This window comes from Thermophilibacter provencensis (assembly GCF_030372065.1).
Taxonomy (GTDB): Bacteria; Actinomycetota; Coriobacteriia; order Coriobacteriales; family Atopobiaceae; genus Thermophilibacter; species Thermophilibacter provencensis_A.
In genome coordinates, this window is sequence record NZ_JAUDEA010000007.1 from 50,630 (window position 1) to 72,347 (window position 21,718).

17 protein-coding genes and 1 tRNA gene are annotated in these 21,718 nt (G+C 66.2%); 16 read left to right on the forward strand and 2 right to left on the reverse strand.

From position 1 onward, the window contains the following. Positions 1 to 236 precede the first annotated feature (236 nt). Positions 237 to 1,403, forward strand: coding sequence for a tRNA preQ1(34) S-adenosylmethionine ribosyltransferase-isomerase QueA (gene queA, locus QUW25_RS05750; RefSeq protein ID WP_289511265.1), 1,167 nt, complete (start codon positions 237 to 239; stop codon positions 1,401 to 1,403). Between the two features lie 11 nt (positions 1,404 to 1,414). Here the strand turns inward: queA and QUW25_RS05755 are convergent, their stop codons facing one another. After that, on the reverse strand, positions 1,415 to 2,623 hold the full coding sequence (locus QUW25_RS05755; RefSeq protein WP_289511266.1) for a hypothetical protein: 1,209 nt from the start codon (positions 2,621 to 2,623) through the stop codon (positions 1,415 to 1,417). A gap of 223 nt (positions 2,624 to 2,846) precedes the next feature. Here QUW25_RS05755 and QUW25_RS05760 point away from each other — a divergent pair, with 223 nt between their 5' ends. The 15 genes from QUW25_RS05760 to QUW25_RS05830 all read left to right on the forward strand — a co-directional run bounded on the left by QUW25_RS05760 (position 2,847) and on the right by QUW25_RS05830 (position 20,565). Next, positions 2,847 to 3,119: an HPr family phosphocarrier protein gene (locus QUW25_RS05760; RefSeq protein ID WP_075280393.1), complete on the forward strand. Its 273-nt coding sequence runs from the start codon at positions 2,847 to 2,849 to the stop codon at positions 3,117 to 3,119. Between the two features lie 468 nt (positions 3,120 to 3,587). Continuing rightward, on the forward strand, positions 3,588 to 4,727 hold the full coding sequence (gene tgt / locus QUW25_RS05765) for a tRNA guanosine(34) transglycosylase Tgt (RefSeq protein ID WP_289511267.1): 1,140 nt from the start codon (positions 3,588 to 3,590) through the stop codon (positions 4,725 to 4,727). 504 nt (positions 4,728 to 5,231) lie between these two features. Next, positions 5,232 to 8,564 carry a single-stranded-DNA-specific exonuclease RecJ gene (recJ, locus tag QUW25_RS05770; RefSeq protein WP_289511268.1) on the forward strand — a complete coding sequence of 1,111 codons (3,333 nt, stop codon included), beginning with the start codon at positions 5,232 to 5,234 and terminating at the stop codon, positions 8,562 to 8,564. After that, positions 8,561 to 10,948: a RelA/SpoT family protein gene (locus QUW25_RS05775; RefSeq protein ID WP_289511269.1), complete on the forward strand. Its 2,388-nt coding sequence runs from the start codon at positions 8,561 to 8,563 to the stop codon at positions 10,946 to 10,948. The genes recJ and QUW25_RS05775 overlap by 4 nt, the downstream gene beginning before the upstream one ends. 45 nt (positions 10,949 to 10,993) lie before the next feature. Next, positions 10,994 to 11,629, forward strand: coding sequence for an MBL fold metallo-hydrolase (locus QUW25_RS05780; RefSeq protein ID WP_289511270.1), 636 nt, complete (start codon positions 10,994 to 10,996; stop codon positions 11,627 to 11,629). A gap of 93 nt (positions 11,630 to 11,722) precedes the next feature. Then, entirely contained in the window at positions 11,723 to 12,106 is a 384-nt protein-coding gene (locus QUW25_RS05785; RefSeq protein ID WP_289511271.1) for a type II toxin-antitoxin system RelB/DinJ family antitoxin, read from the forward strand. Then, a complete protein-coding gene (locus QUW25_RS05790) occupies positions 12,094 to 12,594 on the forward strand; it encodes a type II toxin-antitoxin system VapC family toxin (RefSeq protein WP_289511272.1) in 501 nt (166 codons plus the stop codon). The genes QUW25_RS05785 and QUW25_RS05790 overlap by 13 nt, the downstream gene beginning before the upstream one ends. Before the next feature lie 60 nt (positions 12,595 to 12,654). Beyond that, positions 12,655 to 12,738, forward strand: a tRNA-Leu gene (locus QUW25_RS05795). A 149-nt stretch (positions 12,739 to 12,887) separates the two neighbouring features. Beyond that, positions 12,888 to 13,406 carry a ferritin gene (locus QUW25_RS05800; RefSeq protein ID WP_289511273.1) on the forward strand — a complete coding sequence of 173 codons (519 nt, stop codon included), beginning with the start codon at positions 12,888 to 12,890 and terminating at the stop codon, positions 13,404 to 13,406. A 388-nt stretch (positions 13,407 to 13,794) separates the two neighbouring features. Continuing rightward, a complete protein-coding gene (gene infC / locus QUW25_RS05805) occupies positions 13,795 to 14,307 on the forward strand; it encodes a translation initiation factor IF-3 (protein WP_289511323.1) in 513 nt (170 codons plus the stop codon). 1 nt (position 14,308) lies between these two features. Next, positions 14,309 to 14,506, forward strand: a complete 198-nt coding sequence (gene rpmI, locus QUW25_RS05810; protein WP_087350845.1) for a 50S ribosomal protein L35 — start codon at positions 14,309 to 14,311, stop codon at positions 14,504 to 14,506. A 49-nt stretch (positions 14,507 to 14,555) separates the two neighbouring features. Further along, positions 14,556 to 14,921: a 50S ribosomal protein L20 gene (rplT, locus tag QUW25_RS05815; protein WP_289511274.1), complete on the forward strand. Its 366-nt coding sequence runs from the start codon at positions 14,556 to 14,558 to the stop codon at positions 14,919 to 14,921. Between the two features lie 168 nt (positions 14,922 to 15,089). After that, entirely contained in the window at positions 15,090 to 16,466 is a 1,377-nt protein-coding gene (locus tag QUW25_RS05820; RefSeq protein WP_289511275.1) for a LuxR C-terminal-related transcriptional regulator, read from the forward strand. Positions 16,467 to 16,869: 403 nt separating this feature from the next. Further along, positions 16,870 to 18,009 carry an acyltransferase family protein gene (locus tag QUW25_RS05825; RefSeq protein WP_289511276.1) on the forward strand — a complete coding sequence of 380 codons (1,140 nt, stop codon included), beginning with the start codon at positions 16,870 to 16,872 and terminating at the stop codon, positions 18,007 to 18,009. A 69-nt stretch (positions 18,010 to 18,078) separates the two neighbouring features. Next, positions 18,079 to 20,565, forward strand: coding sequence for a leucine-rich repeat protein (locus QUW25_RS05830; protein ID WP_289511277.1), 2,487 nt, complete (start codon positions 18,079 to 18,081; stop codon positions 20,563 to 20,565). 103 nt (positions 20,566 to 20,668) lie between these two features. Here the strand turns inward: QUW25_RS05830 and ilvC are convergent, their stop codons facing one another. Next, the gene (ilvC, locus tag QUW25_RS05835) at positions 20,669 to 21,712 is read right to left on the reverse strand and encodes a ketol-acid reductoisomerase (protein ID WP_289511278.1); all 1,044 of its coding nucleotides are present in this window, start codon (positions 21,710 to 21,712) and stop codon (positions 20,669 to 20,671) included. Positions 21,713 to 21,718: the final 6 nt, after the last annotated feature.

Consider the following 21,718-nt stretch of genomic DNA (forward strand, 5'->3'; position numbering starts at 1 on the left):
GAAGGGCATCGAGCCGTCCGCGCGGCGAGAAGGTCCGGCGCTCAGACAGTCCTCGCCGCAAAGAGCGCGGCTGCGGAACTCGCGACGGACCTTCTCGCCGCGCTGTCGCAGACCGGTCGCCACGTCTCCCGGCGGGCGACTTCGCGCAGCGAGCGAAGCGAGCGCTGAGCCCGCGGGAGACGTAGTGACCGGCCGGTGGTATCGTAGTGCGCTGGAAAACAGCCGAAAGGACCCCCATGCGCACCGATGATTTTGACTATCCGCTGCCCGACGAGCTCATCGCCCAGGCCCCGGCCGAGCCGCGCGACTCCTGCCGCCTGCTCGTGCTGCACCGCGAGGACGGCTCCGTGGAGCACCGCCGCTTCACGGACATTCTCGAGTACCTCGAGCCCGGCGACCTGCTCGTGGCCAACCAGACCCGCGTCATGCCGGCGCGCCTCGTCGGCCGCAAGCGCGGCACGGGCGGCGTGTGCGAGACGCTGCTGCTCAAGCGCCGCGAGGACGTGGATTCGCTTGGGGGCGTGTGGGAGTGTCTGGTCAACCCCGGCAAACGCCTGCGCCAGCCGGGAACCGTGATCGAGTACCGCGCCGGCGGCCTGCACGCGCCGGAGTCGGCTCCGGTGGTGCTCACGGGAGAGATCGTGGACTTCGTCGAGGGCAGCAAGGGCGGGCGCCTCGTGCGCTTCTCGCCGGTGGGGGAGGGTGCAAACGGTGCGCCGCGAACCCTTGACGAGGCCATCCACGCGGCGGGCCACGTGCCGCTGCCGCCCTACATCACCCAGTACGAGGGCGACCCCGAGAAGTACCAGACCGTCTACGCCATGACCGAGGAGCACTCCGCGGCGGCGCCTACGGCCGGCCTGCACTTCACGCCCGAGCTCATCGAGCGGATTCGCGAGAAGGGCGTGGGCTGGGCAACCGTTGAGCTTGAGGTGGGTATCGACACGTTCCGCCTGGTCACGGAGGACGACCCCACCCAGCACGTCATGCACACCGAGCGCTACCACGTGAGCCAGGAGGTCGTCGACGCCGTGCACGCCACCAAGGCGGCGGGGCACCGCGTGATTGCCGTGGGGACCACCTCGGTGCGCTCGCTCGAGAGCGCGTGGGAGGAGGGCGCTGCGCCGAGCGAGCCGCCGGTTGCCGCGCGCCGCTTTGAGGGCACGGCCGGTACCGGCGACATCGTGGCTCGCGAGAACGCCACCACGAACCTCTACCTCATGCCGGGCTCCGATTTCCACGTGGTTGACGCCATGATCACCAACTTCCACGTGCCGCGCTCCACGCTCATGATGCTCGTCTCGGCCTTTGCCACGCGCGACCAGATCATGGCCGCCTACCAGGCCGCGATTGAGGAGCGCTACCGCTTCCTCTCCTTCGGCGACGCGATGTTCATCGAGTAGGCGGGCGGGGCTCAGCGCGGCGCGAACACGAGCACCAGGACGAGCACGACGACAACCACGACGACAACGGCCGCGCCGAGAAGCGCGAGCCTGGACCCACGCGTCTGCGCGCGCAGCGTGCGCTCGCCCTCGGCGAGGCTCTCAACCTCGGCCTGCTGCGTCTCAACCGCGCGGCGCTGGCTGGCGATGCTCGCCCTCAGGCGCTCCGTCTCCTCGGGCGTGGCGTGAACGCCCTCGGTCTCGTCGAGAAGGGCCTGGGCGTCGTCGTGCTTCTCGGCAGCCTCGTCGTATGCGGCCTTTGCCTCGTCAGCGGCCTCCTTGCGCTGGGAGATCTGCTCGTCCAGCGCCTTCTCCTCGGCCTGGGCCTTGGAGAGAAGGTCCTCGTACTCGCCCTTCTTGGACTCGTGCTCGCGCTTTGCCGCGTCTGCCTCGCGCTGGGCGCTCTCGAGGGACTGCCTCTGCGTCCAGAGGTGCGTCTGCGCCGCGTCCACGGCTGCCTGGGCGTCCTTGGTGGCAACGCCCACCTCGGCGCGCGCCGCGTCCACGTGGGCAAGCTCGGCGGTCACCTCGCCCTGCAGCTGGCGGAGCACGTCCTGCGCGGCGCCGTTGGTGCGCGCGCGGGCCAGCTCGTCCTGAACCTTGCGCAGGCGTGCCTGGGAGGAGTCCACGGCGCGGTTTGCCGAGGAAATGCTCTGCTCGCGGCGCTCGGAGGCATCCTTGACCTGGCCCTCGGCGGTCTTGACTGCGCGCTTTGCCTCGCCTACGGCGCGGTTTGCCTCGTCCAGGCGCTCGCGCGCGGCCTCGGCCATGCGCTTGTAGGGGCGAAGCTCCTGCTCGTGGTTGTCGCGCATCTTGGCAAGGCGCTCGTCGAACTCCGCCGCCTCGGCTTCGAGCTGCTCGATCTTTCTCTGCTGCCTCTCGAGCTCCTCGTTGGTCCGCTCCACGATGCCGCTCTGCTCGGCAACGATCTGCTCGTAGTTTGCCTCAAGCTCGTCTCGGCGGGCGAGAGTCTCCTCGTCGCCCTGGAGCCTCTCGGTCATGTCGCGCAGCGTGGCGCGGGCCTCCCCGTGGCGGCGCGAGGCAGCGTAGACGTCCCTCACGGCGGAGATGCCGCTCCTCAGCGTGGAGGCGGCACCACTCGTGGCCTTGCGCAGCGCGTCCTGTGCATCGTTCAGCCCGCTCTTGTCGGTGTCCCTCTGCTCGTCGCGCTCGTCTGCCATGGTGGTCTCCTCTCAAGAGGCGCCGCGCGCCCCATCGGCGTACTCCTCTCCATTGTGCCCCAACAGCTCGCTCGGCCCCCAAAAAATTCCGCTGAGCGCCCATCTTTGCATCCTTGCCGAGAACGACGGCACCAGTTGTCGCTTCGTTTGCTAGGATATAACGCGTTATCGGGGGAACAGATGTCCCCGATTGTCAGGGAAATCTGGAAAGGGAGTTTCAGACATGGTTTCTAAGCAGACGAGCATCATCAACGCTACCGGCCTTCACGCGCGCCCCGCTTCCGTCTTTGTGACCGAGGCCAAGAAGTACCAGTGCAACGTCACCATCAAGAACGTTGACAAGGACTCCGCTCCCGTCAACGCCAAGTCCATCATGATGATCCTGGCCGCTGGCCTGGGCACCGGCACCAAGGTTGAGGTTGCCTGCGACGGCGCCGACGAGCAGGAGGCCCTGGACGCCCTCATCGCCCTCATCGACTCCGGCTTCGGCGAGTAGTCGTAGGGACACCTTCCATCACTCGATGGTTTGGCCCGGCGCCCGCGCGGCGTCGGGCTTTTTGTGTGGCGTGGGGGCTCTTCTCGGCGCCGGGTTCTTCTCGCCGTGTTGCCCTTCTCGCCGGTCCCAGACGCTTAGGCCGGTTTTGGGCAAAATGTTTGATGCAAAACGTCTCAAGCCCGATAAAACCGATCAGCCGAGAAGGACTTACCTGCGCATTTGTTGCCTGCGCCTCACCCGGAGCGCCCTCCACGTGGCTCAAACATAAAACCTTTTGCCCAAAACCACCCCAAACCTCTCGGCCGGGTGCTTCCGGCGAGCCCGGGGACCCCTCAAAACGCAAAAGTACGGTTTTTAGGACACCTGGGGGACCTTGGACCTTGCCCCCGTCCCCGCGCCACCGTCTTTTGTGTACGATGTGACCCCGAGCCCACCAACCGCCTGCCCGGGCGAGAAAACCGAGGACCCATGGACCAGAGCCTCTTCACCTATGACATCCTCGCCGAGGACCCCGCCACTCACGCGCGCACGGGCGTGCTGCACACCCCCCACGGGGACGTGCCCACGCCGATCTTCATGCCGGTGGGCACCAAGGCCACGGTGAAGGGCCTGCTCCCGTCCTCGCTCGAGCAGATCGGCACCAAGATCCTGCTCGCCAACACCTATCACCTCTCCATGCGCCCCGGGGCGGACCTCATTGCCGAGATGGGCGGCCTGCACGACTTCATGGGCTGGCGTCACCCCATCCTCACGGACTCCGGTGGCTTCCAGGTCTTCTCTCATGAGGAGTTCTGCAAGCTCTCCAACGACGGCGTGCGCTTCCGCGCGGTTGACTACGACGGCCGCTGGGTCACGTGGACGCCCGAGGACAACATGGACATCGCGCAGAAGCTCGGCGCGGACATCGTGATGCAGCTCGACCAGTGCGTGGGCTACCCGGCCACGCGCCGCAAGGTGGAGCGCTCCGTTGAGCTCTCCAGCATGTGGGCAGAGCGCTGCTATGCGGCGCACACGCGTCCCGACCAGGCACTCTTTGGCATCGTGCAGGGAGGCATGCACCTCGACCTGCGCCTGCGGAGCCTGCGTCACCTCGAGGAGATCGGCGACTTTCCCGGCTACGGCATCGGCGGCTACTCGGTGGGTGAGGACCACGACACGATGTTCGAGTCCCTCGCGCCGCTCGTCTCCGAGCACATGCCGCGCACCAAGCCGCGCTACCTCATGGGCGTGGGCAACCCCACCACGCTCGTGCGCGCCGTCGCCTGCGGCGTTGACATGTTCGACTGCGTGCTGCCCACGCGCACGGCGCGCACCGGCAGCGCCTTCTCCAGCGAAGGGCGCCTCAACTTCCGTCACGCCCGCTTTGCGCACGACCACGGCCCGCTCGACCCGGCGTGCTCCTGCCCCACCTGCACCGGGGGCTTCTCGCGCGCGTACCTGCACCACCTCGTGCGCCAGAAGGAGATGCTCGGCTCCATCCTCATCTCGCAGCACAACATCTTCTACCTCCTCGACCTCATGAGGCGCATCCGCGAGTCCGTGGCGGCGGGAACCTACGGCGCCTTCGTGGACGACTGGATGGCGTCGCCCGCAGCGCAGGACTGGTAGCCGCGCGACTCCTTCAGTGCCGAGAAAACCCCGTCTCTGTACCACGATCCGGAAAACGCGGCGAGAAAAACCCGACTCTGTACCAAGGGCCTCACGGGCGCGGGTGCCGCGACGGTACAGAGGACGGCTCTTCTCGGCATGCTGGCCTGCGGCGTGGTACAGAGCGCGGCATTTCTCGGCGCAGCTGGTACAGAGGGTCCCTTTGCTCGGCAGGGAAGGCCGGGGCGTGGCACAGCCCCCCGGTTTTCTCGGCGCGTCTTCCAAGATGTGGTGCAGCCCCTGGGTTTTCTCGGCATCCGATGCGGCATCACGCGCTCGCGGCGCCGCTCGGGCTCGCTGGAGGAGTTTGTCCGCCCCCTCTGGTAGAATCTCTCTCGATAAACAGCCGGGCGCCCGTGGCGCCCACCCTCGTGAGAGACGCAGTATGACAAACGAGAAGAACCTGCCCCCGGCGGCTGCCGTCGGGAGCCTGACCGTATCAACCCACGCCGGGAGGGCCGCGTCATGGCGGGCCTAGCGCAGAGCCGGCGGTGGAACGTCCTGCCCTCCAGCCCGGAGGCGGAGCGGCGGCTCGTCGCGGAGCTTGGCATATCGCCGCTCGTCGCGCGTGTGCTCGTTGCCCGCGGTCACGCGTCCCCCGAGGATGCCCGCGCATTCCTCTCCCCCTCGCTCGAGCGCGACTGGGGGGACCCGCTCTGCATCCCCGGCATGGACGCCGCCGTCTCCCGCGTGAAGGAGGCCCTCGAGCGCCACGAGACGATCGCGGTCTTTGGCGACTTTGACGTTGACGGCATGACCTCGGCCTGCCTGCTCACGCTCGCGCTGCGCCGCCTGGGCGCCGACGTCCACCCCTTCATCCCGCGTCGCTTTGGGGAGGGCTACGGGCTCTCCCGGGAGGCGCTCCAGCGCGTCTTTGCAGAGTGCGCCCCGCGCCTGACGGTGACCGTGGACAACGGCATTGCCTCCGCGCGCGAGGTCGAGTGGCTCGTGTCCCAGGGCGTCGACGTGGTGGTGACAGATCACCACGAGCCCTCGGACCTCGTGCCCACGGGCGTTCCTGTGACGGACCCCAAGCTCTCCGAGGACTGCCCCTCGCGCGAGCTCGCCGGTGCGGGCGTTGCCCTCAAGCTCGTCTGCGAGCTCGGTCGGCGCCTGGGCGCCCCGGAGCTCTGGCGCGACTACGTTGACATTGCCGCCCTCGGCACGCTCTCGGACATGATGCAGCTCACGAGCGAGAACCGCGCGCTCGTCACCGAGGGCCTCGAGCGCATGCGCCACTGCACGCGCCCCGGCCTCGTTGCCCTCGCGGCAACCGCGGGGGTTGACCTCGCCCAGATTACGGCCGACGGGCTGCCCTTCTCGATCATCCCGCGCCTCAACGCGGCGGGCCGCATGGGCTCGACCGACGTTGCGCTCGAGCTGCTCCTCACAGACGACCCAGCCGAGGCGGCCGTGCTGGCCGGCAGGCTCGACGCCGTCAACACCGAGCGCCGTGAGACCGAGGCGGCCCTGTCCGAGGCCGCGCTCGAGGAGGCGCGCCGCACCTACCACGGGGAGCGCGTCGTCGTTGTGGGCGGGGAGGGGTGGCACGAGGGCGTCAAGGGCATCGTCGCCTCGCGCCTGGTGAACCAGTACCACGTGCCCGCCATCGTGTTCACCATCGCCGACGGCATCGCGCGCGGCTCCGGTCGCTCCGTGGGCTCCGTCGACCTCTTCCGTGCCGTCGAGCGCTGCTCGGACGTGCTCGTGCGCTTTGGCGGGCACTCCGGGGCGGTGGGCGTGACCTGCGAGGCCGCGCGTCTCGCCGAGTTCCGCGCGCGGCTCGGCGCGGTCCTGGACGAGCTCCCCGCCGAACAGTTTGAGGACACGGGCGAGGTTGCCGCCATCGTCTCCCTTGGGGAGCTCAGCGTTGAGTCGATTGACTCGCTCGAGCGGCTCCAGCCCTTTGGCCAGGGCAACAAGCGCCCGCTCCTCGCGGCATGCGGCGTGACGATGCGCAACCGCGCACTCGTGGGAGCCGATGCCTCTCACCTGCGCTTTGTTGCCACCGATGGCGTGAGCTCCGTTCCCGCCATCATGTTCCGCGCTCCGGACCCCGCGCGCGCCGTTGAGTGGGACGGCGCCGTCGACGTGGTCTTTGAGGCACTCAACGAGACCTGGCAGGGCCGCACCAAGCCCAAGCTCATGGTCAAGGACGTCATCATCCGAGATGCGCCCGACGCGCCCGACGCGCTCGCCACGACTGCAGACGAGCTCGAGCGGGACGCCGAGAGGCCCATGGCCCCCGTCGCCGAGGACGACGCCGTGGAGCCTGCCCGCGCTCGCCGCGCCGAGCTCGCGCGCCTCTCCTACGACGAGCTCACCGACGCGCTGCGCCGTCAGATGATAGGGGAGAGCGCCCTTCTCCCCGCGCAGGCGGCGGCGCTCGAGCGCCTTGCCGCCGGGAGGTCCTGCCTTGCCGTCATGGCCACGGGTCGCGGCAAGTCCCTCGTCTTCCACCTGCACGCCGCCCGCGAGGCCATAGCGCACGGGCGCGCGAGCGTCTTTGTCTACCCGCTGCGCGCGCTTGTTGCCGACCAGGCCTTCCACCTGCGCGAGGCGCTTGCCGAAGTGGGCGTCTGCGTTGAGGTCCTCACCGGTGAGACCACCTCCCCGGAGCGCGAGAGGATCTTCTCGGCGCTTTGCGCGGGGGAGGCGGACGTGATCCTCACCACGCCCGAGTTTCTCGCCATCCACCGCGCGCTCTTTGCGCAGTCCGGGCGCGTGGAGTTTGTGGTGGTGGACGAGGCGCATCACGCGGGCTCGGCGGGACCGCACGCCCGCGCCGCCTACCTCGAGCTCCCCGCCGTCCTGGCTGACCTGGGCAACCCCGTGGCGCTCGCCGTCACGGCAACGGCCGCCCCGGATGTGGCGGACGGCATCTGCCGGCTGCTCTCCATCGACCACGCCGACGTGGTGGTGGACGACGCCTGCCGCGAGAACCTCCTGCTCGACGACGAGCGCGACCTGCGCGACCGCGAGGCCGCCCTCGTCTCGATAGTCGCGCGCGGCGAGAAGAGCGTGGTGTACGTGAGCTCGCGCGACCAGGCCGTCTCGCTCGTGCGGACGCTGCGCCATCGCGTGCCCGAGCTCGCAGCGCGCATCGCCTTCTACCACGCAGGTCTCTCGCGCGCGACGCGCGGCAGGGTCGAGCGCTCCTTCCGCGGGGGCGAGCTCTGCTGCATCGTCTCCACGAGCGCCTTTGGCGAGGGCGTGAACCTCCCCGGCATCCGCCACGTGGTCCTCTACGGCCTGCCCCTCGGGCAGGTTGAGTTCAACCAGATGAGCGGGCGCGCCGGCCGCGATGGCATGCCCGCGACGGTGCACCTGCTCTTTGGTGCGCGCGACGTCCGCGCGGGGGAGCGCATCCTCGCCTCCGCCGCCCCCGAGCGCGACCACCTCGTCACGCTCTACCGCACGCTGAGCTCGCTCGCCCGCACGGGCGGGCTCGTCTCGCTGGATGACGACGCGCTCGTGGAGGCGTCGCGCGCGGTTGACCCGCGCGGGAGGCTCGACTCCCGTGAGGTCTCCGCGGGCCTCTCGGTCTTCTCAGAGCTCGGCTTTTGCTCGGTGACGGGCTTTGGGGACGGCCGGCGCATCGAGATGGCCCCCTCCCCGGCACGCATGGAGCTCACGAGCTCTGCCTGCTACCTCGAGGGGCTTCACCTCCAGGAGGCGTTTGCCGAGTTCTGCCGCTGGGCGCTCAGCATGAGCGCCGAGGACCTTCTCGCCCGGCTCAACCGCCCCATAACGCCGAACTTCGGTATCATCGTGCGAGAGGGGAAGGAGCAGCAATGAGCGAACCCGAGAAGAGCGCCACGAGCGAGGCACTGCCGCAGGCCGCGCAGCCGGCTGCCAAGCCCAAGAAGCAGGTGCCCGGTGCCGCCAACTACCGGCTGCTCCAGTCCGCCTGCGAGGCGTATCTCGACGAGGAGGGCCGCGAGAAGGTCGACCGTGCGTATCGCTTTGCCGCGGACTACCATCGCGACCAGCGCCGCCGCTCCGGCGAGCCCTATGTCAACCATCCCGTTGAGGTTGCCCTCATCCTCGCGCACGACCTGCGCATGGATGAGGACACCATCTGCGCGGCGCTCCTGCACGACACGGTGGAGGACACCCCCGCGACCAAGGACGAGCTGGCGCAGCTCTTTGGCCCCACGGTGGCCGACCTCGTGGACGGCGTGACCAAGCTCACCTCCATCCAGGTGAGCTCGATGGACGCCAAGCAGGCCTGGAACCTCCGCAAGATGTTTCTCGCCATGAGCCGTGACATCCGCGTGGTCATCATTAAGCTCGCCGACCGCCTGCACAACATGCGCACCCTCGCGGCGCTGCCGCCTGACCGCCGCGTCTTCAAGGCGCGCGAGACCATGGACGTCTACGCGCCGCTGGCCGATCGCCTAGGCATCTCGTCAATCAAGTGGGAGCTCGAGGACCTGGCCTTCTTCTGGCTTGAGCCCGAGGAGTACCAGCGCGTGGCGCGCATGGTGCAGGACTCCCGCGCGCAGCGCGAGGACGACACGGACGCCGCCATCAAGACGCTCGACGACGAGCTCAAGGCCGCCGGCCTCAAGGACTACCAGATCACGGGCCGTCCCAAGCACCTCTGGAGCATCTACCAGAAGATGACGCGCAAGGGGCGCGAGTTCTCTGACATCTACGACCTCATCGCTCTGCGCGTGATCACGCAGACGGTGGGGGACTGCTATTCCGCGCTCGGCGCCGTCCACTCCCTGTGGAACCCGCTGCCCGGCCGCTTCAAGGACTACATCGCCACGCCCAAGGCAAACCTCTACCAGAGCCTTCACACCACGGTGGTGGGGCCCGACGGCAAGCCCATAGAGATCCAGATTCGCACGGTCGAGATGCACGAGGCCTCCGAGTACGGCATCGCCGCGCACTGGCTCTACAAGAAGGAGGGCAACTCTCGCGGCCGCATGAGCGCCGAGGACCGCGCCATCGACTCCACGATCAACTGGATCCGCAAGACCCTCGACTGGGCCACCGAGGACGACATCGACGACCCGCACGAGTTTCTCGACAACCTGCGCGTGGATCTCTTCGAGCACGAGATCTTTGTCTTCACGCCCAAGGGCGAGGTCATGAGCCTGCGTCGCGACGCAACCCCGCTCGACTTTGCCTATGCCGTCCACACCGAGGTGGGCAACCACTGCGTGGGCGCCAAGGTCAACGGCTCGGTGGTGCCGCTGTCCTACAAGCTCAACATGGGCGACCGCGTGGAGATTCTCACCAACAAGAACGCCAAGCCGAGCCGCGACTGGATGAGCCTCGTTGCCATGCCCTCCACGCGCGCCAAGATCCGCAAGTTCTTCTCCACGCAGAACAGAAACGACGACGCCGAGGCCGGGCGTACCGAGCTTGCCCACGAGCTGCGCAAGCGCGGCTATGGCATATCGACGCGCCGCACCGTGAAGGCCATCGAGCGCGTGTGCGAGAGCTTTGAGCTGCGCGGGCCGGACGACCTCTTTGCGAGCATCCATACGGGCAAGGTCTCTGTGAAGCAGGCGGCCAACCGCATCGGCGAGATTCTCGAGGAGGGCTCGCCCGAGCAGCTGGCCGCCGCAGCGGCCGAGGCCGAGAGGCGCGCCGAGCACGAGCGTGCCATGGCGAGCGGCAGCACGCCCGTCATGAAGTCCTATGCGCTCACGCAGGCCGCGCGCGGCAAGCGCAAGCGCTCTAACTGCGGCGTGGTGGTGAAGGGAGACCCGGACCTTCTCGTGCACCTGGCGCACTGCTGCAACCCGGTTGCGGGAGACGAGATCGTGGGCTTCATCACGCGTGGGCGCGGCGTCTCCGTGCACCGCGCCAACTGCCCCAACGTTGCCGACCTCCAGCGCAACCCCGGCCGCATGATCGAGGTGGCGTGGGACACCTCGGGCGCTACGGAGTTTCGGGTGGAGATTGTGGTGGAGGCCACGGACCGCATGGGCCTGCTCAAGGACATCACCGTGGCCATCGGGGACGCCGGTGCCAACATCCTCTCTGCGGCCACGCAGACGAGCTCCTCGGGCGTGGCGCGCCTGCGCTTCCTCGTGGCAATCTCGGACGCGAGCCTGCTCGACGCCCTTCTCGCCACCGTGAGCCGGGTGCCGTCCGTCTACGACGCGCGCCGCATTATGCCCGGCGAGGGCGCCAACCAGATGAAGCGCCGCGTGAAGTGACTCTAGGGGGACAGACGCCCCTTGATTCACCTTGGAGGAGAGACGATGGACGAGAAGAGAGACGAGCTGCGGCGCTACGTGGTGACGCCGCTCGCAACCAACTGCTATGCCTATGTGAGCGCGGGGGAGTGCCTGGTCATTGACCCCGGCGGCTCCGGGGAGCAGGTGGCGGGGCACCTGGGCGACGTGTGCGTCGTCTGCGTCGCTGCCACGCACGGCCATGGCGACCACGTGGGCGGCGTGGCCGCGCTCGTGAGCGCCACCGGCGCCCCCTTCGCCATCCACGCCGCGGACGCCGCGCTCGCCGCGCGGGCGGGCCAGATGAGCGAGGTCGGCCGCTCCTATGACGACGACGCCCCGGCCCCGGACCGCACGCTCTCCGAGGGAGACGTCATCGCCGTGGGCACCGCCACGTTCACCGTCATGGAGACGCCGGGGCACACCCCGGGCGGCATCGTGCTCGTGGGCGGCGGCAGCGCCGAGGGCGTCGCCTTCGTGGGCGACACGCTCTTCCCGGGAAGCCACGGCCGCACGGACCTTTCCGGCGGCGACGAGCCCACGATCATGGCCTCGCTCGCGCGCATGGCGGACGAGATTGCGCCCGAGACCGCGCTGCTCTGCGGGCACGGCCCTGCCACGACGATGGCGCGGGAGCTCACGCAGAACCCCTTCCTGCGGTAGTGACCGCTTCCCGCGCCGCCGTACCTTTGCGCGATACATGCTTTACAGGGCGCATCGCACGCGATACGCTATCAGCGACGAAAGGGGACCACGATGGCAGCTACCATGACGGTGCAGGTCAACGCCCGCATAGACGCCGAGCTCAAGCGCGAGGGCGACGCCGCGCTCGCTGCCGCCGGCCTCACGCCCACCCAGGCGGTTCGTGCGCTCTGGGAGCTGGCGACGCACCTTAAAGAGTCTCCGGGCCAGCTCCGCGCGGCGCTCCTCCCCGACGAGCGGCAGCGAGAGCAGGCCGCGCGCGACAAGGAGATCCAGCGCAAGCTCAAGTTGGTCAAGGAGGGTGCCAGCCTGATGGAGCGCTCCTACTGCTCAAACGGGCTTCCGTGGCCTCCGCCTACCTCCGAGTTGAGCTATGACGAGCTCAAGGAGCTTGCCTACAGGGAGCGCTCTGGCGAGGAGATGGGGTGGACCGAGTGAGCGCGCGGAAGATTCTTCTCGACACGAACGCCTGGGTTGACTACTTCGATGGCGGTCGCCCCAGTCACGAGAAGATGCTCGCGCTGGTTAATCGGGCGCTAGGACTCGGAGCCAGCCTGCTCTACTCCGTACCCTCCGCAAAGGACATCTTCTACCTCATGAGCAGCGTCTATAAGAGCGATTATCGTAGGGAACATGCCGGCGTGCTCTCCCATGCTGCCGCTGCGGCGGCGGCCGAGATGGCCTGGGGGTGCGTAGACAACATGTGCGAGATCGCGACCGCGGTGGGATGCGACCAGGCGGATGTGTGGCTCGCCCGCAAGCGCAAGCGCCTCCATCGAGACTTTGAGGACAACCTCGTCCTCTCGGCGGCGGACCGCGCGAAGGCGGACCTTCTCGTCACCAACGACGACCAGCTGCGCCGTCACGCGCCCGTCGCGGCGATGAGCGTGGCTGACGCCCTTTCCTATTTGGAGAGCTTGGACTAGCCGCGTCGTCCTTCTCGCCCGCGCTCTGGTATAGTCGTTCTGCCGGCGAGAGCCGCCCAGGCCCGAGTGGCGGAATGGCAGACGCGGCGGTCTCAAAAACCGCTGAGGAAACTCGTGTGGGTTCGAGTCCCACCTCGGGCACCAGATTTTCCTGCTGGCGAGAAGCGCGTTCTTCTCGCCGCCGCGCCCCACGCGCTACTCGGGATTCGTAGCGGGCCCGTGCACGCCGGCTGCGCCCCGCTCCGTTTGGGTATAGTGTCAGCGTACGCAGACACCCAAGGAAAGGAAGCAATATGGCACTTACGAGCGAGGTCACATCCGTCCTCAACGAGCAGATCAACAAGGAGATGTACTCCGCCTATCTCTACCTCACCTTTGCCGACTACTACGAGGACCGCGGCCTGAAGGGCTTTGCCAACTGGTACGAGATTCAGGCCAAGGAGGAGATGGACCACGCGCTGGCCATCCGCCGCTACCTCCTCGACAACGACTTCAAGCCCACGATGGAGGCCATCGCCAAGCCCGACAAGACCTTCGAGAACGACCTCGCGCCGCTCGAGGCGGGCCTCGAGCACGAGGAGTACGTCACGAGTCTCATCCACCACTGCTACGAGGTGGCCCACGAGGCGCACGACGTCCGCACGATGAAGTTCCTGGACTGGTTTGTCTCCGAGCAGGGCGAGGAGGAGACCAACGCGCGCGACATGATTACCAACATGAAGCTCTTTGGCTGCGACCCCAAGGGCCTCTACGACCTTGACCGCGAGTATCAGGCTCGCACCTACGTCCAGTCCGCCTCCCTCAACCTCTAATGATGACAAAGGTGACAGGGTAGACTGTCATCATGACAAACTACCCTGTCACCTTTGTCAGCCTTTGTCATCAATGCCGTGTGAAGAAAATCTGGCGAGAAAAACCTGTTGCCCGTACAGCACGGCCGTGCTATTCTGCTCCAGTGTGCTTTTTGCGAAGTGGGATCGAACTTGGGTCCCCACCTGAACGGCGCCCCCCGAGGCAGCTGTCTGGTTGGACAACGTAGCTCTTCTCGCCACGCGCGAGCGATGTCTCCCGGATGCTGACTCATGGTGCCGGGAGCTTTTTCTATGCGGCAACAGCCGCGACGAGAGGAAGGTGTAGAAGATAGCCAGGAAAGACGGTCCTCGCATCAACGAGGAGATCACTTCACGCACGTGTCGCCTGATTGGCGCTGACGGCTCCCAGATGGGCCTCTTCGGCGTGCGCGATGCCCTCCGCATCGCCAACGACCAGGGTCTCGACCTCGTGGAGATTGCGCCCAACGCGGAGCCTCCCGTCTGCAAGATGCTCGACTACAAGAAGTTCAAGTACGAGCAGGACCGCAAGGCCAAGGCCGCTCGCAAGAACCAGGCCAAGGTCGAGATCAAGGAGATGAAGTTCCGTCCCAAGATTGACGTGGGTGACTACGAGACCAAGAAGGGTCACGTCGTCCGCTTCCTCAAGAAGGGCGCCCGCGTCAAGATCACGATCATGTTCCGCGGCCGCGAGATGGCCCACCCGGAGCAGGGGCGCATGGTGCTTGATCGCCTGGCTGAGGACCTCAAGGACGTCGCGACGGTCGAGCAGAAGCCGCTCATGGAAGGCCGCAACATGCACATGACCATCGTCCCGATCAAGGGCGCCTTTGACAAGAAGGCTGATGGGGACGGGGATGTCACCACGGAGAAGGAGAACTAGCATGCCCAAGATGAAGACGCACAAGGGTACGGCCAAGCGTTTCCGCCGCACCGGTTCCGGCAAGATCATGCGCGCCAAGGCGTTCAAGAGCCACATCCTGACCAAGAAGTCCCCCAAGCGCATCCGCGGCTTCCGTCAGGAGACCGTGATCTCCGACGCGGACGTCAAGACCGTGTCCCAGCGCATGGGTTCCAAGTAGGCGCACGAGCGTCCCTCGATTGAAGTTTTCACCAAGGAGTTGATCAGATATGGCACGAGTCAAGCGCGCCGTTGCCGGCCGTAAGAAGCGTCAGACGCTCGTCGAGCGCACCAAGGGTTACTACGGAGTCCGCTCTCGCACCTTCCGTGGCATGAAGGAGCAGGCCCAGCACTCCGGCCAGTACGCCTACCGCGATCGTCGCAACAAGAAGCGCGAGTTTCGCGCCCTGTGGATTCAGCGCATCAACGCCGCCGCCCGCGTGAACGGCCTCTCCTACAGCCGCCTCATGCACGGCCTCAAGCTCGCCGGCGTCGAGCTCGACCGCAAGGTCCTTGCTGAGATCGCCTACAGCGACGAGGCCACCTTCGCCGAGATCGCCGAGGTCGCCAAGAAGGCCCTCGCCGACGCGGAGTAGATGTAACAAAGGGACAGTCCCTTCGTAACATTTTCGCCCCGGGTTCTCGCCCGGGGCGCTTTTTTCTCGAGAAACGTCGTGTCATGGGCGCTTGCATAGCGTCCACGACATGACGTTTCTGGCGTCTTTGCCTACGATGGGCGCATCGGATGGAGGAGAGGAGACGCAATGCAGGCGAGAAGATCGGTCCGGATGGTTCTTTGGGTGCTCTGGGGCGCGGTCCTTGTTGCCGCCCCGGCGGGGACGTACTATCTCAAGTTCTGCTCCCGTCTGAGCGCAATGGGGGTGTCCGGTGGCATGAGTCCGCTCGACTTTGCGTGGTCGTCCTCCCTGCCGCTCTCTGTGCTCGCGGCTGCGCTGGCCTATGTTGTCGTTGACCGCCTGAGGCGTCATGCGCGCCCCATTGTCCTGATCGCGACTGTCTGCAGCGTGGCATACGTTGCCTCGCTGTGCATTGAGCTCTCTTTAGTGTATGGCGATGGTGCCCTGGACTCCGTGCCCTATGGCTTTTATCGGGCTCTCGTGGGCGCCCAATCGGTGCTGCGCTATGCCTCCATGCTCGCCTGGGCGGTGACGGGCGTCTTGTGGGCAACAGGCTCCTCTGCGAAGGCCGAGAAATACGCTGCGAGCACGCCCTTTGACGAGCTTGCGGCAGCAACGGGCCTCACGGACCGTGAGCGCGACGTTGCCCAGGGGCTCCTTGCCGGCCACACTCAGGCGCAGATTGCCCAGGCCCTCTCAATCAGCGCCTCCTCCGTGGCCACCTATCGCTCGCGCGCCTGCGAGAAGCTCGGCATTGCATCGTTGGACGAGTTGGATCCCGTGGTTCCTGCCGATAAGGACGACGTTATCGACGTTGGGTCCCCGCTCGTGCCCGGCCTGTTCGTCGTGGGGTTTTGCGGTGCCAAGCTGATCGGTCTGCTCGTCACGTCCTTCTCGGCTGCCAATGCGCTCTTTGCCCTGGCGATTCTCGTTCTGCCGCCTGCGATAGTCCTGGCTGTCGCACGTGCGCGGAGGCTGCACCCGTGGGCGCGACCGTCCATGACGCCACGGTGCGCGTTTCTCTGCGCTGCGGTGGCGCTTCAGGGGCTTCTTCTGGGTGGTCTGCCCGGCACAAACTCTCCCGTCATCAGCATCTTTGGCATTGTGAGCATTGACATCAACTGGCTGAACGCCGCTGCGATGGTGGGATACCCGCTCGGGGTGCTCTGGCTTGCGTCCGCCGCGCTTCTGCCGAGGGACGCGATTTCCGAGGGCCTTCTCGCCGACGAGGACCGTTGCGTTCTCTATCTGCGCGGTCGCGGTCTGGGAGAGCTTGAGGCGCATGTGGTGACGTTGATCGCGAGTGGGGCGGGGACGCAGCTGATCTGCGACCAGCTGCATGTTGCCCCGGGAACGGTGAACGCGTATCGGGCCCGCGCCTACACGCGCCTGGGCGTGCACTCGAGTCGGGAGCTCGCCGAGCTTCTCGCCCGCGACGTAGGCGTTGTGCCGTCTGCCGGTAAAAACGCACCGTCCGCGGAGAGCTCGGAAACGGGTGCGTAAAGTCGGTACAAGCGGGAACAAGAGGAGTAAGCAAGGGCAGCGTCGCTACCAACCAAGCGACCGTCAGAAGGAGGCGAGTCCAGTGAACAGTGAAAATCACGCGCAGTTTGGGCCCGCCGACCGTGCGACCGAGGTCCTATAACATCTTGGGCGAGCGCACTCGCCAACGTTCTCCGAGACGTATCTCGGAACGGACTGATGACAGGAACACTCGAAGCGGGCCCAAGTTCTATATCTCCCAGTTGTCCATCTTCGATTTTTGACACGGGTGATTCCAAAGTACAAAGAGGCGGGGCGGCGCGATGGGGCGCCGCCCCTTTTTCGTGACGATCTTGCACCACGGCACCGTGCCGAGAAGTGCGCTTTAATAGAAGGCCGTCCACGCCAACCAACCGGGAGACACATGCAATCCTCCTCGCAAGCACCACGCATCCACGCGCTTGACGGCCTTCGAGGCGTTGCCTGCGTTGCCGTGCTGCTGCTTCACGTGGCAGTGATGCTCGAGCTGTGGGGCCCGGAGGGGCCGTACCCGCTCATACCGGGCGCTCCGGCCGTGGTGGTGTTCTTTGTGCTCTCAGGCGTGGTGCTCACGCTTGCGCCCCTTGCGCGGATGCGCGCGGGGGAGCGCTACGACTGGCTCGGCTACTTCCCGCGTCGCATTGTCCGGCTGGGCGTGCCGCTCGTGGCGGCGGTTGCCCTGGGCATCGTGGCGGGATACGTGGCATGGCGCATGGGCTCCACGGGGCGCTCCGCCGTGGCAATCGACTTTGCCGGAACCCCGCAGCGCATCGTCCATGACGTCCTCATGCAGTTTGACGTGCTCTTCTTTGTGTCGGATGACACCGTGACCCTCTTTGGAGATCCTCTCGTGCGCGTGAACTCGCCCGTGTGGTCCATGGGCTGGGAGCTCTGGTTCTCGCTTACGCTTCCGCTTGCGGTGGCGTGTCTCGCGCGCGTCCGCAGGGACGGGGCGGCGGCTCTGGCCATTCTTGCGGGCATCTTCGTCTCTCATTGGTGCGGGTACTTTCCCCTGCGCCTGTGTCTGACGTTTTGGCTCGGCGTGCTGCTCGCCAAGCACCTGGACGAGCTTTCACGGACGCACTTGGCGCCCGCGGCGGAGGTTGGCGCGCTTCTTGCCCTGCTCGCCGTGATCGAGCTTGCTCAGGCCGTGCGGGCGGGGCTTCTCGGGCAACTTGGCGCCCCTCCTGAGGCCGCGCTGCAGACGCTCATGAATGCCGCCTGCGCGGGGCTGGTGGCACTTGCCATGACGGACGGCCTCGTGCGCCGTGCCCTCTCCACGCGCCCGGCGCGCTTTTTGGGAACGGTGTCCTTCTCGCTCTACTTGTCGCACTCCCTTGTGATCGGGGCGCTCGAGGCGGCGCTCCCCCTTGCCGGCGTGACGGCTGGCTGGGCGCAGGCTGCGGTGGCTCTTGTCCTGTGCATGGCCGTTGCCGTTGTGTTCTGGCGCCTTGTTGAGCGGCCGGCCATCGACCTCTCGCGGCGCGTGGGGATCGCGCTAGGCGAGTCCGCTCCGCTTGGTTGAGACTCTGTCCGGGCGGGGGAGTACACTTCTCTTTATGAAATGTACCCCCACGTACGGAAGGGAGCTCAGATGAGAAACGCTTTGTGGCGCCGCCCGGTGGCCGGAGCCGCGCTGGCCGTTGCCCTTGCGGGAGCGGCGCTTCTCGGCACCCCCATGGTTGCGCGTGCGGACGCGCCGCTTCTTGATGGCAAGGCTGCGGCGCCCGTGACGGACGAGGCGGCAACCAAGGAGAGCGTGGACGCCGAGAAGGACCTCGTGCCAGATGCCTATGGCGCGACCTCGGGTGCGTCTGCAACACGTTCGGGCGGCGGTGCCGGGGGCGCGAGCGGTGACCTCGTGTCCGGGGAGTTTACGTATTCTGTCCTCAGTGACGGCACGGTATCGATCACCGGCTACACCGGCAACGGTCCGAGCCTCGTGTTTCCTTCCTCAATCAGCGGCAAGCGGGTGAAGGTTATCTCGCTGAGCACGGTTGCGGACAAGCAGGCCGTAACGTCCGTGACGATACCTGAGGGCGTGGAGACGATCAACAGCAGGTCGTTCTACGGCTTTGACAATCTTGCCTCCGTCAAGCTTCCGAGCACATTGACCTACATAGGCGATGAGGCGTTTGTTCGCTGTGCGTTTACCGGCGTCGAGCTGCCGAGTGGCTTGAAGACGCTCTCCGACCGCGCCTTCTGGGGATGTCCCAACCTTACCTCGCTGACCATTCCCGCGGAACTCGAGCCCATGGACTACTCTGTTGGCTACAGCGGCCCGGCGTACAGCTATCAGCGGGACTACTCCTACAACCCTGTCGTGGATTGCAAGAGTTTCCAGGGATTCAAGGTGGCGGCGGGGTGCAAGAACTACTCCGTGCGCGACGGCGTGCTGTTCTCCAAGGACGGGAGCGTGCTCTACGGCTATCCGTCTGGGCTGACCGCGTCATCCTACGCGGTGCCCCAGGGCACGCGTGTGATAGCCTCCGAGGCCTTTGTCGCAAACGATTACCTGAGCCAGGTCTCCTTGCCCTCCGGGCTTGAGAAGATTTGTTACTGGGCGTTCTATGGCGTGCCTCTCACGTCCGTGAGCCTCCCCGACAGCGTGACCGAGGTTCAGGAAGGTGCGTTCGAGACGTGCGAGTGGCTGACGTCGGCGCGTCTCTCATCGGGTATGAAGGTGCTGCGCGACAAGGTCTTCTCGGAGTGCACCCGGCTCTCTTCCGTTACCAATGCCTCAGGCATTGAGCAGTACGGCTTCTGGTCGTTCCACAACTGCTCCTCGCTGCGCTCCATTGAGTTTGGCGACAATGTCAAGCGCATCGACGGCTCGACCTTTGACGGGTGCGACTCCTTTGCCACGCCCATGCCGAGCTATCTCACACAGACGGCGTCCGGCAACTACGTCAAGCACGATGAGACCGTCTATGTGAGCGGCACCGAGAACTACGACTACGCAAAGCAGGTCGTGGACCTCGTGAACCAGGAGCGGGCCAAGAAGGGCGCCGCGCCGGTGACGATTGACGCCGAGCTCACCGAGGCTGCCATGCAGCGTGCCGCGGAGTGCGCGCTGAACTTCTCGCATACGCGCCCGGACGGGGAGGACTGCTTCAGCATCTCTGCGCGCATCTCCGGCGAGAACATCGCCGCGGGGACGAGCACGCCTGAGGCCGTCATGAACCAGTGGGTCAACAGCCCCGGGCACTATAGCAATATCATCAACTCCCGCTGGTCCTCCATGGGCGTGGGCAGCTTCAAGGTGGGCGCCGTCACCTACTGGGTGCAGGTCTTCTCCGAGAGCGACGCTACCGGAGCGGTCCCGAGCGGAACCAAGGACGTGACGGCCACGATCAAGCTCATGTACGACGTGGTCCCCTATGAGGGGTCCGGCTTCAACCTCAACAGGGCGCAGGAGAATCCGGAGCCGCTTAACGCTGGCGAGACGTACGAGCTTGTGGTGGGCATTTCCAACCCCGGGTGGGACAGGGTCTACTGCCCCACGGACGCCAAGGGGTACACGTGGACCTCGTCTGACACCAGCATTGCCACGGTTGGTTCCGATGGCGTGGTGAAGGCGGGCAACAAGGCAGGGAAGGTGACGATAACCGCAACGTCTGTTGGTGGCTACACCTGGTCCAAGACGTTTGAGGTGTCCACGAAGGCTTCCTCTTCTCGCGTGATGTATCGCCTCTACAACCAGTGGAGCGGCGAGCACCTCTATACCTCGGACGCCTCCGAGCGCGACAGCCTCGTGCGCATTGGCTGGACCGCAGAGGGCGAGGGCTGGACGGCGCCCGCTTCCGGTGACCCGGTCTACCGCCTGTACAACCCCTACGCGCCCAAGGGTGACCATCACTACACCATGAGCAAGAACGAGTACGACTCGCTTGTGAAGATCGGCTGGATTGGCGAGGGCGTGGGCTGGTACTCGGCGGGCAAGGACGGAAAGCCGCTCTATCGTCTCTTCAACAAGTACGTTGACAGCTGCACGCACCACTACACCGCGAGCGCCGGGGAGCGCGACGCGCTCGTCAAGATTGGGTGGACCTCTGAGGGAATTGCCTGGTACGGCGTCTGATCTGTGAGGTCACCTTAACGCTGGGGCCCGGCACCGAGATATGGTGCCGGGCCCCAACCAATATCAAGGACTGTTACGAAGGGACTGTCCCAAATGTGCTGGGCTAGTCCTTCTTGATCCAGGAGAACATCGAGCGGATCTTCTCGCCGGTCTTCTCGATGGGGTGGGAGTTGATCTCCTCGCGCTTCTCGAGCAGCCACTTGTGGCCGTTGTTGCAGTCGTCAACAAACTCCTGGGCAAACGATCCGTCCTGGATGCGGGCCAGGATCTTCTTCATGGCCTCACGGGACTCGGCGTTGATGACCTGCGGGCCGGCGTAGTACTCGCCATACTCGGCGGTGTTGGAGATCGAGTAGTTCATGAAGTGGATGCCGGACTCGTACATGAGGTCGACGATCATCTTCATCTCGTGGTAGACCTCGAAGTAGGCCAGCTCCTCGGGGTAGCCCGCCTCGGTCAGGGTCTCGAAGCCGGCCTTCACGAGCTCAACGAGGCCGCCGCACAGCACCGCCTGCTCGCCGAAGAGGTCCTCCTCGGTCTCCTCCTTGAAGGTGGCCTTGATGATGCCGGAGCGGGCGCCGCCGACGCCCCAGCAGTAGGAGAGGACGATGTCCCAGGCGTCGCCGGTGGCGTCCTGGTAGACGCAGGCGAGGTCGGGCACGCCGGAGCCCTCGGTGTACTGGCGGCGCACGATGTGGCCCGGGCCCTTGGGGGCGCACATGATGACGTTGACGTCCTCGGGGGCCTTGATGTAGCCGTAGTGGATGTTGAAGCCGTGAGCGAAGGCGAGGGTGTCGCCGGGCTTGAGGTGGTCCTTGATGTGCTCCTCATAGACCTTGGGCTGGGTCTCGTCGGGGACGAGCATCATGATGACGTCGGCCTCCTCGGCGGCGTCGTCCATGCTCATGACCTTGAGGCCGGCCTCCTGTGCGGCCTGGGCGGACTTGGAGCCCTCACGCAGGCCCACGCGGACGTCAACGCCAGAGTCCAGGAGGTTCAGCGCGTGGGCGTGGCCCTGAGAGCCGTAGCCGATGATGGCGACCTTCTTGCCCTGGATGACGCTGGGGTCCACGTCCTTCTCGTAATAGATGTCGACGGCCATGTTCTTCTCCTTTGTTTGTGGGGCCGTATGTACCGTTTGGGTCAAAAGCGA

Excerpts from the sequence above, each read along its gene's own strand:
- QUW25_RS05830 (WP_289511277.1), top strand. The coding sequence starts at position 18,079 with ATGAGAAACGCTTTGTGGCGCCGCCCGGTGGCCGGAGCCGCGCTGGCC.
- queA (WP_289511265.1), top strand. The coding sequence starts at position 237 with ATGCGCACCGATGATTTTGACTATCCGCTGCCCGACGAGCTCATCGCC.
- QUW25_RS05780 (WP_289511270.1), top strand. The coding sequence starts at position 10,994 with ATGGACGAGAAGAGAGACGAGCTGCGGCGCTACGTGGTGACGCCGCTC.
- tgt (WP_289511267.1), top strand. The coding sequence starts at position 3,588 with ATGGACCAGAGCCTCTTCACCTATGACATCCTCGCCGAGGACCCCGCC.
- QUW25_RS05755 (WP_289511266.1), bottom strand. The coding sequence starts at position 2,623 with ATGGCAGACGAGCGCGACGAGCAGAGGGACACCGACAAGAGCGGGCTG.
- QUW25_RS05785 (WP_289511271.1), top strand. The coding sequence starts at position 11,723 with ATGGCAGCTACCATGACGGTGCAGGTCAACGCCCGCATAGACGCCGAG.
- rpmI (WP_087350845.1), top strand. The coding sequence starts at position 14,309 with ATGCCCAAGATGAAGACGCACAAGGGTACGGCCAAGCGTTTCCGCCGC.
- QUW25_RS05760 (WP_075280393.1), top strand. The coding sequence starts at position 2,847 with ATGGTTTCTAAGCAGACGAGCATCATCAACGCTACCGGCCTTCACGCG.
- recJ (WP_289511268.1), top strand. The coding sequence starts at position 5,232 with ATGGCGGGCCTAGCGCAGAGCCGGCGGTGGAACGTCCTGCCCTCCAGC.
- QUW25_RS05820 (WP_289511275.1), top strand. The coding sequence starts at position 15,090 with ATGCAGGCGAGAAGATCGGTCCGGATGGTTCTTTGGGTGCTCTGGGGC.
- QUW25_RS05825 (WP_289511276.1), top strand. The coding sequence starts at position 16,870 with ATGCAATCCTCCTCGCAAGCACCACGCATCCACGCGCTTGACGGCCTT.
- rplT (WP_289511274.1), top strand. The coding sequence starts at position 14,556 with ATGGCACGAGTCAAGCGCGCCGTTGCCGGCCGTAAGAAGCGTCAGACG.
- QUW25_RS05775 (WP_289511269.1), top strand. The coding sequence starts at position 8,561 with ATGAGCGAACCCGAGAAGAGCGCCACGAGCGAGGCACTGCCGCAGGCC.
- QUW25_RS05800 (WP_289511273.1), top strand. The coding sequence starts at position 12,888 with ATGGCACTTACGAGCGAGGTCACATCCGTCCTCAACGAGCAGATCAAC.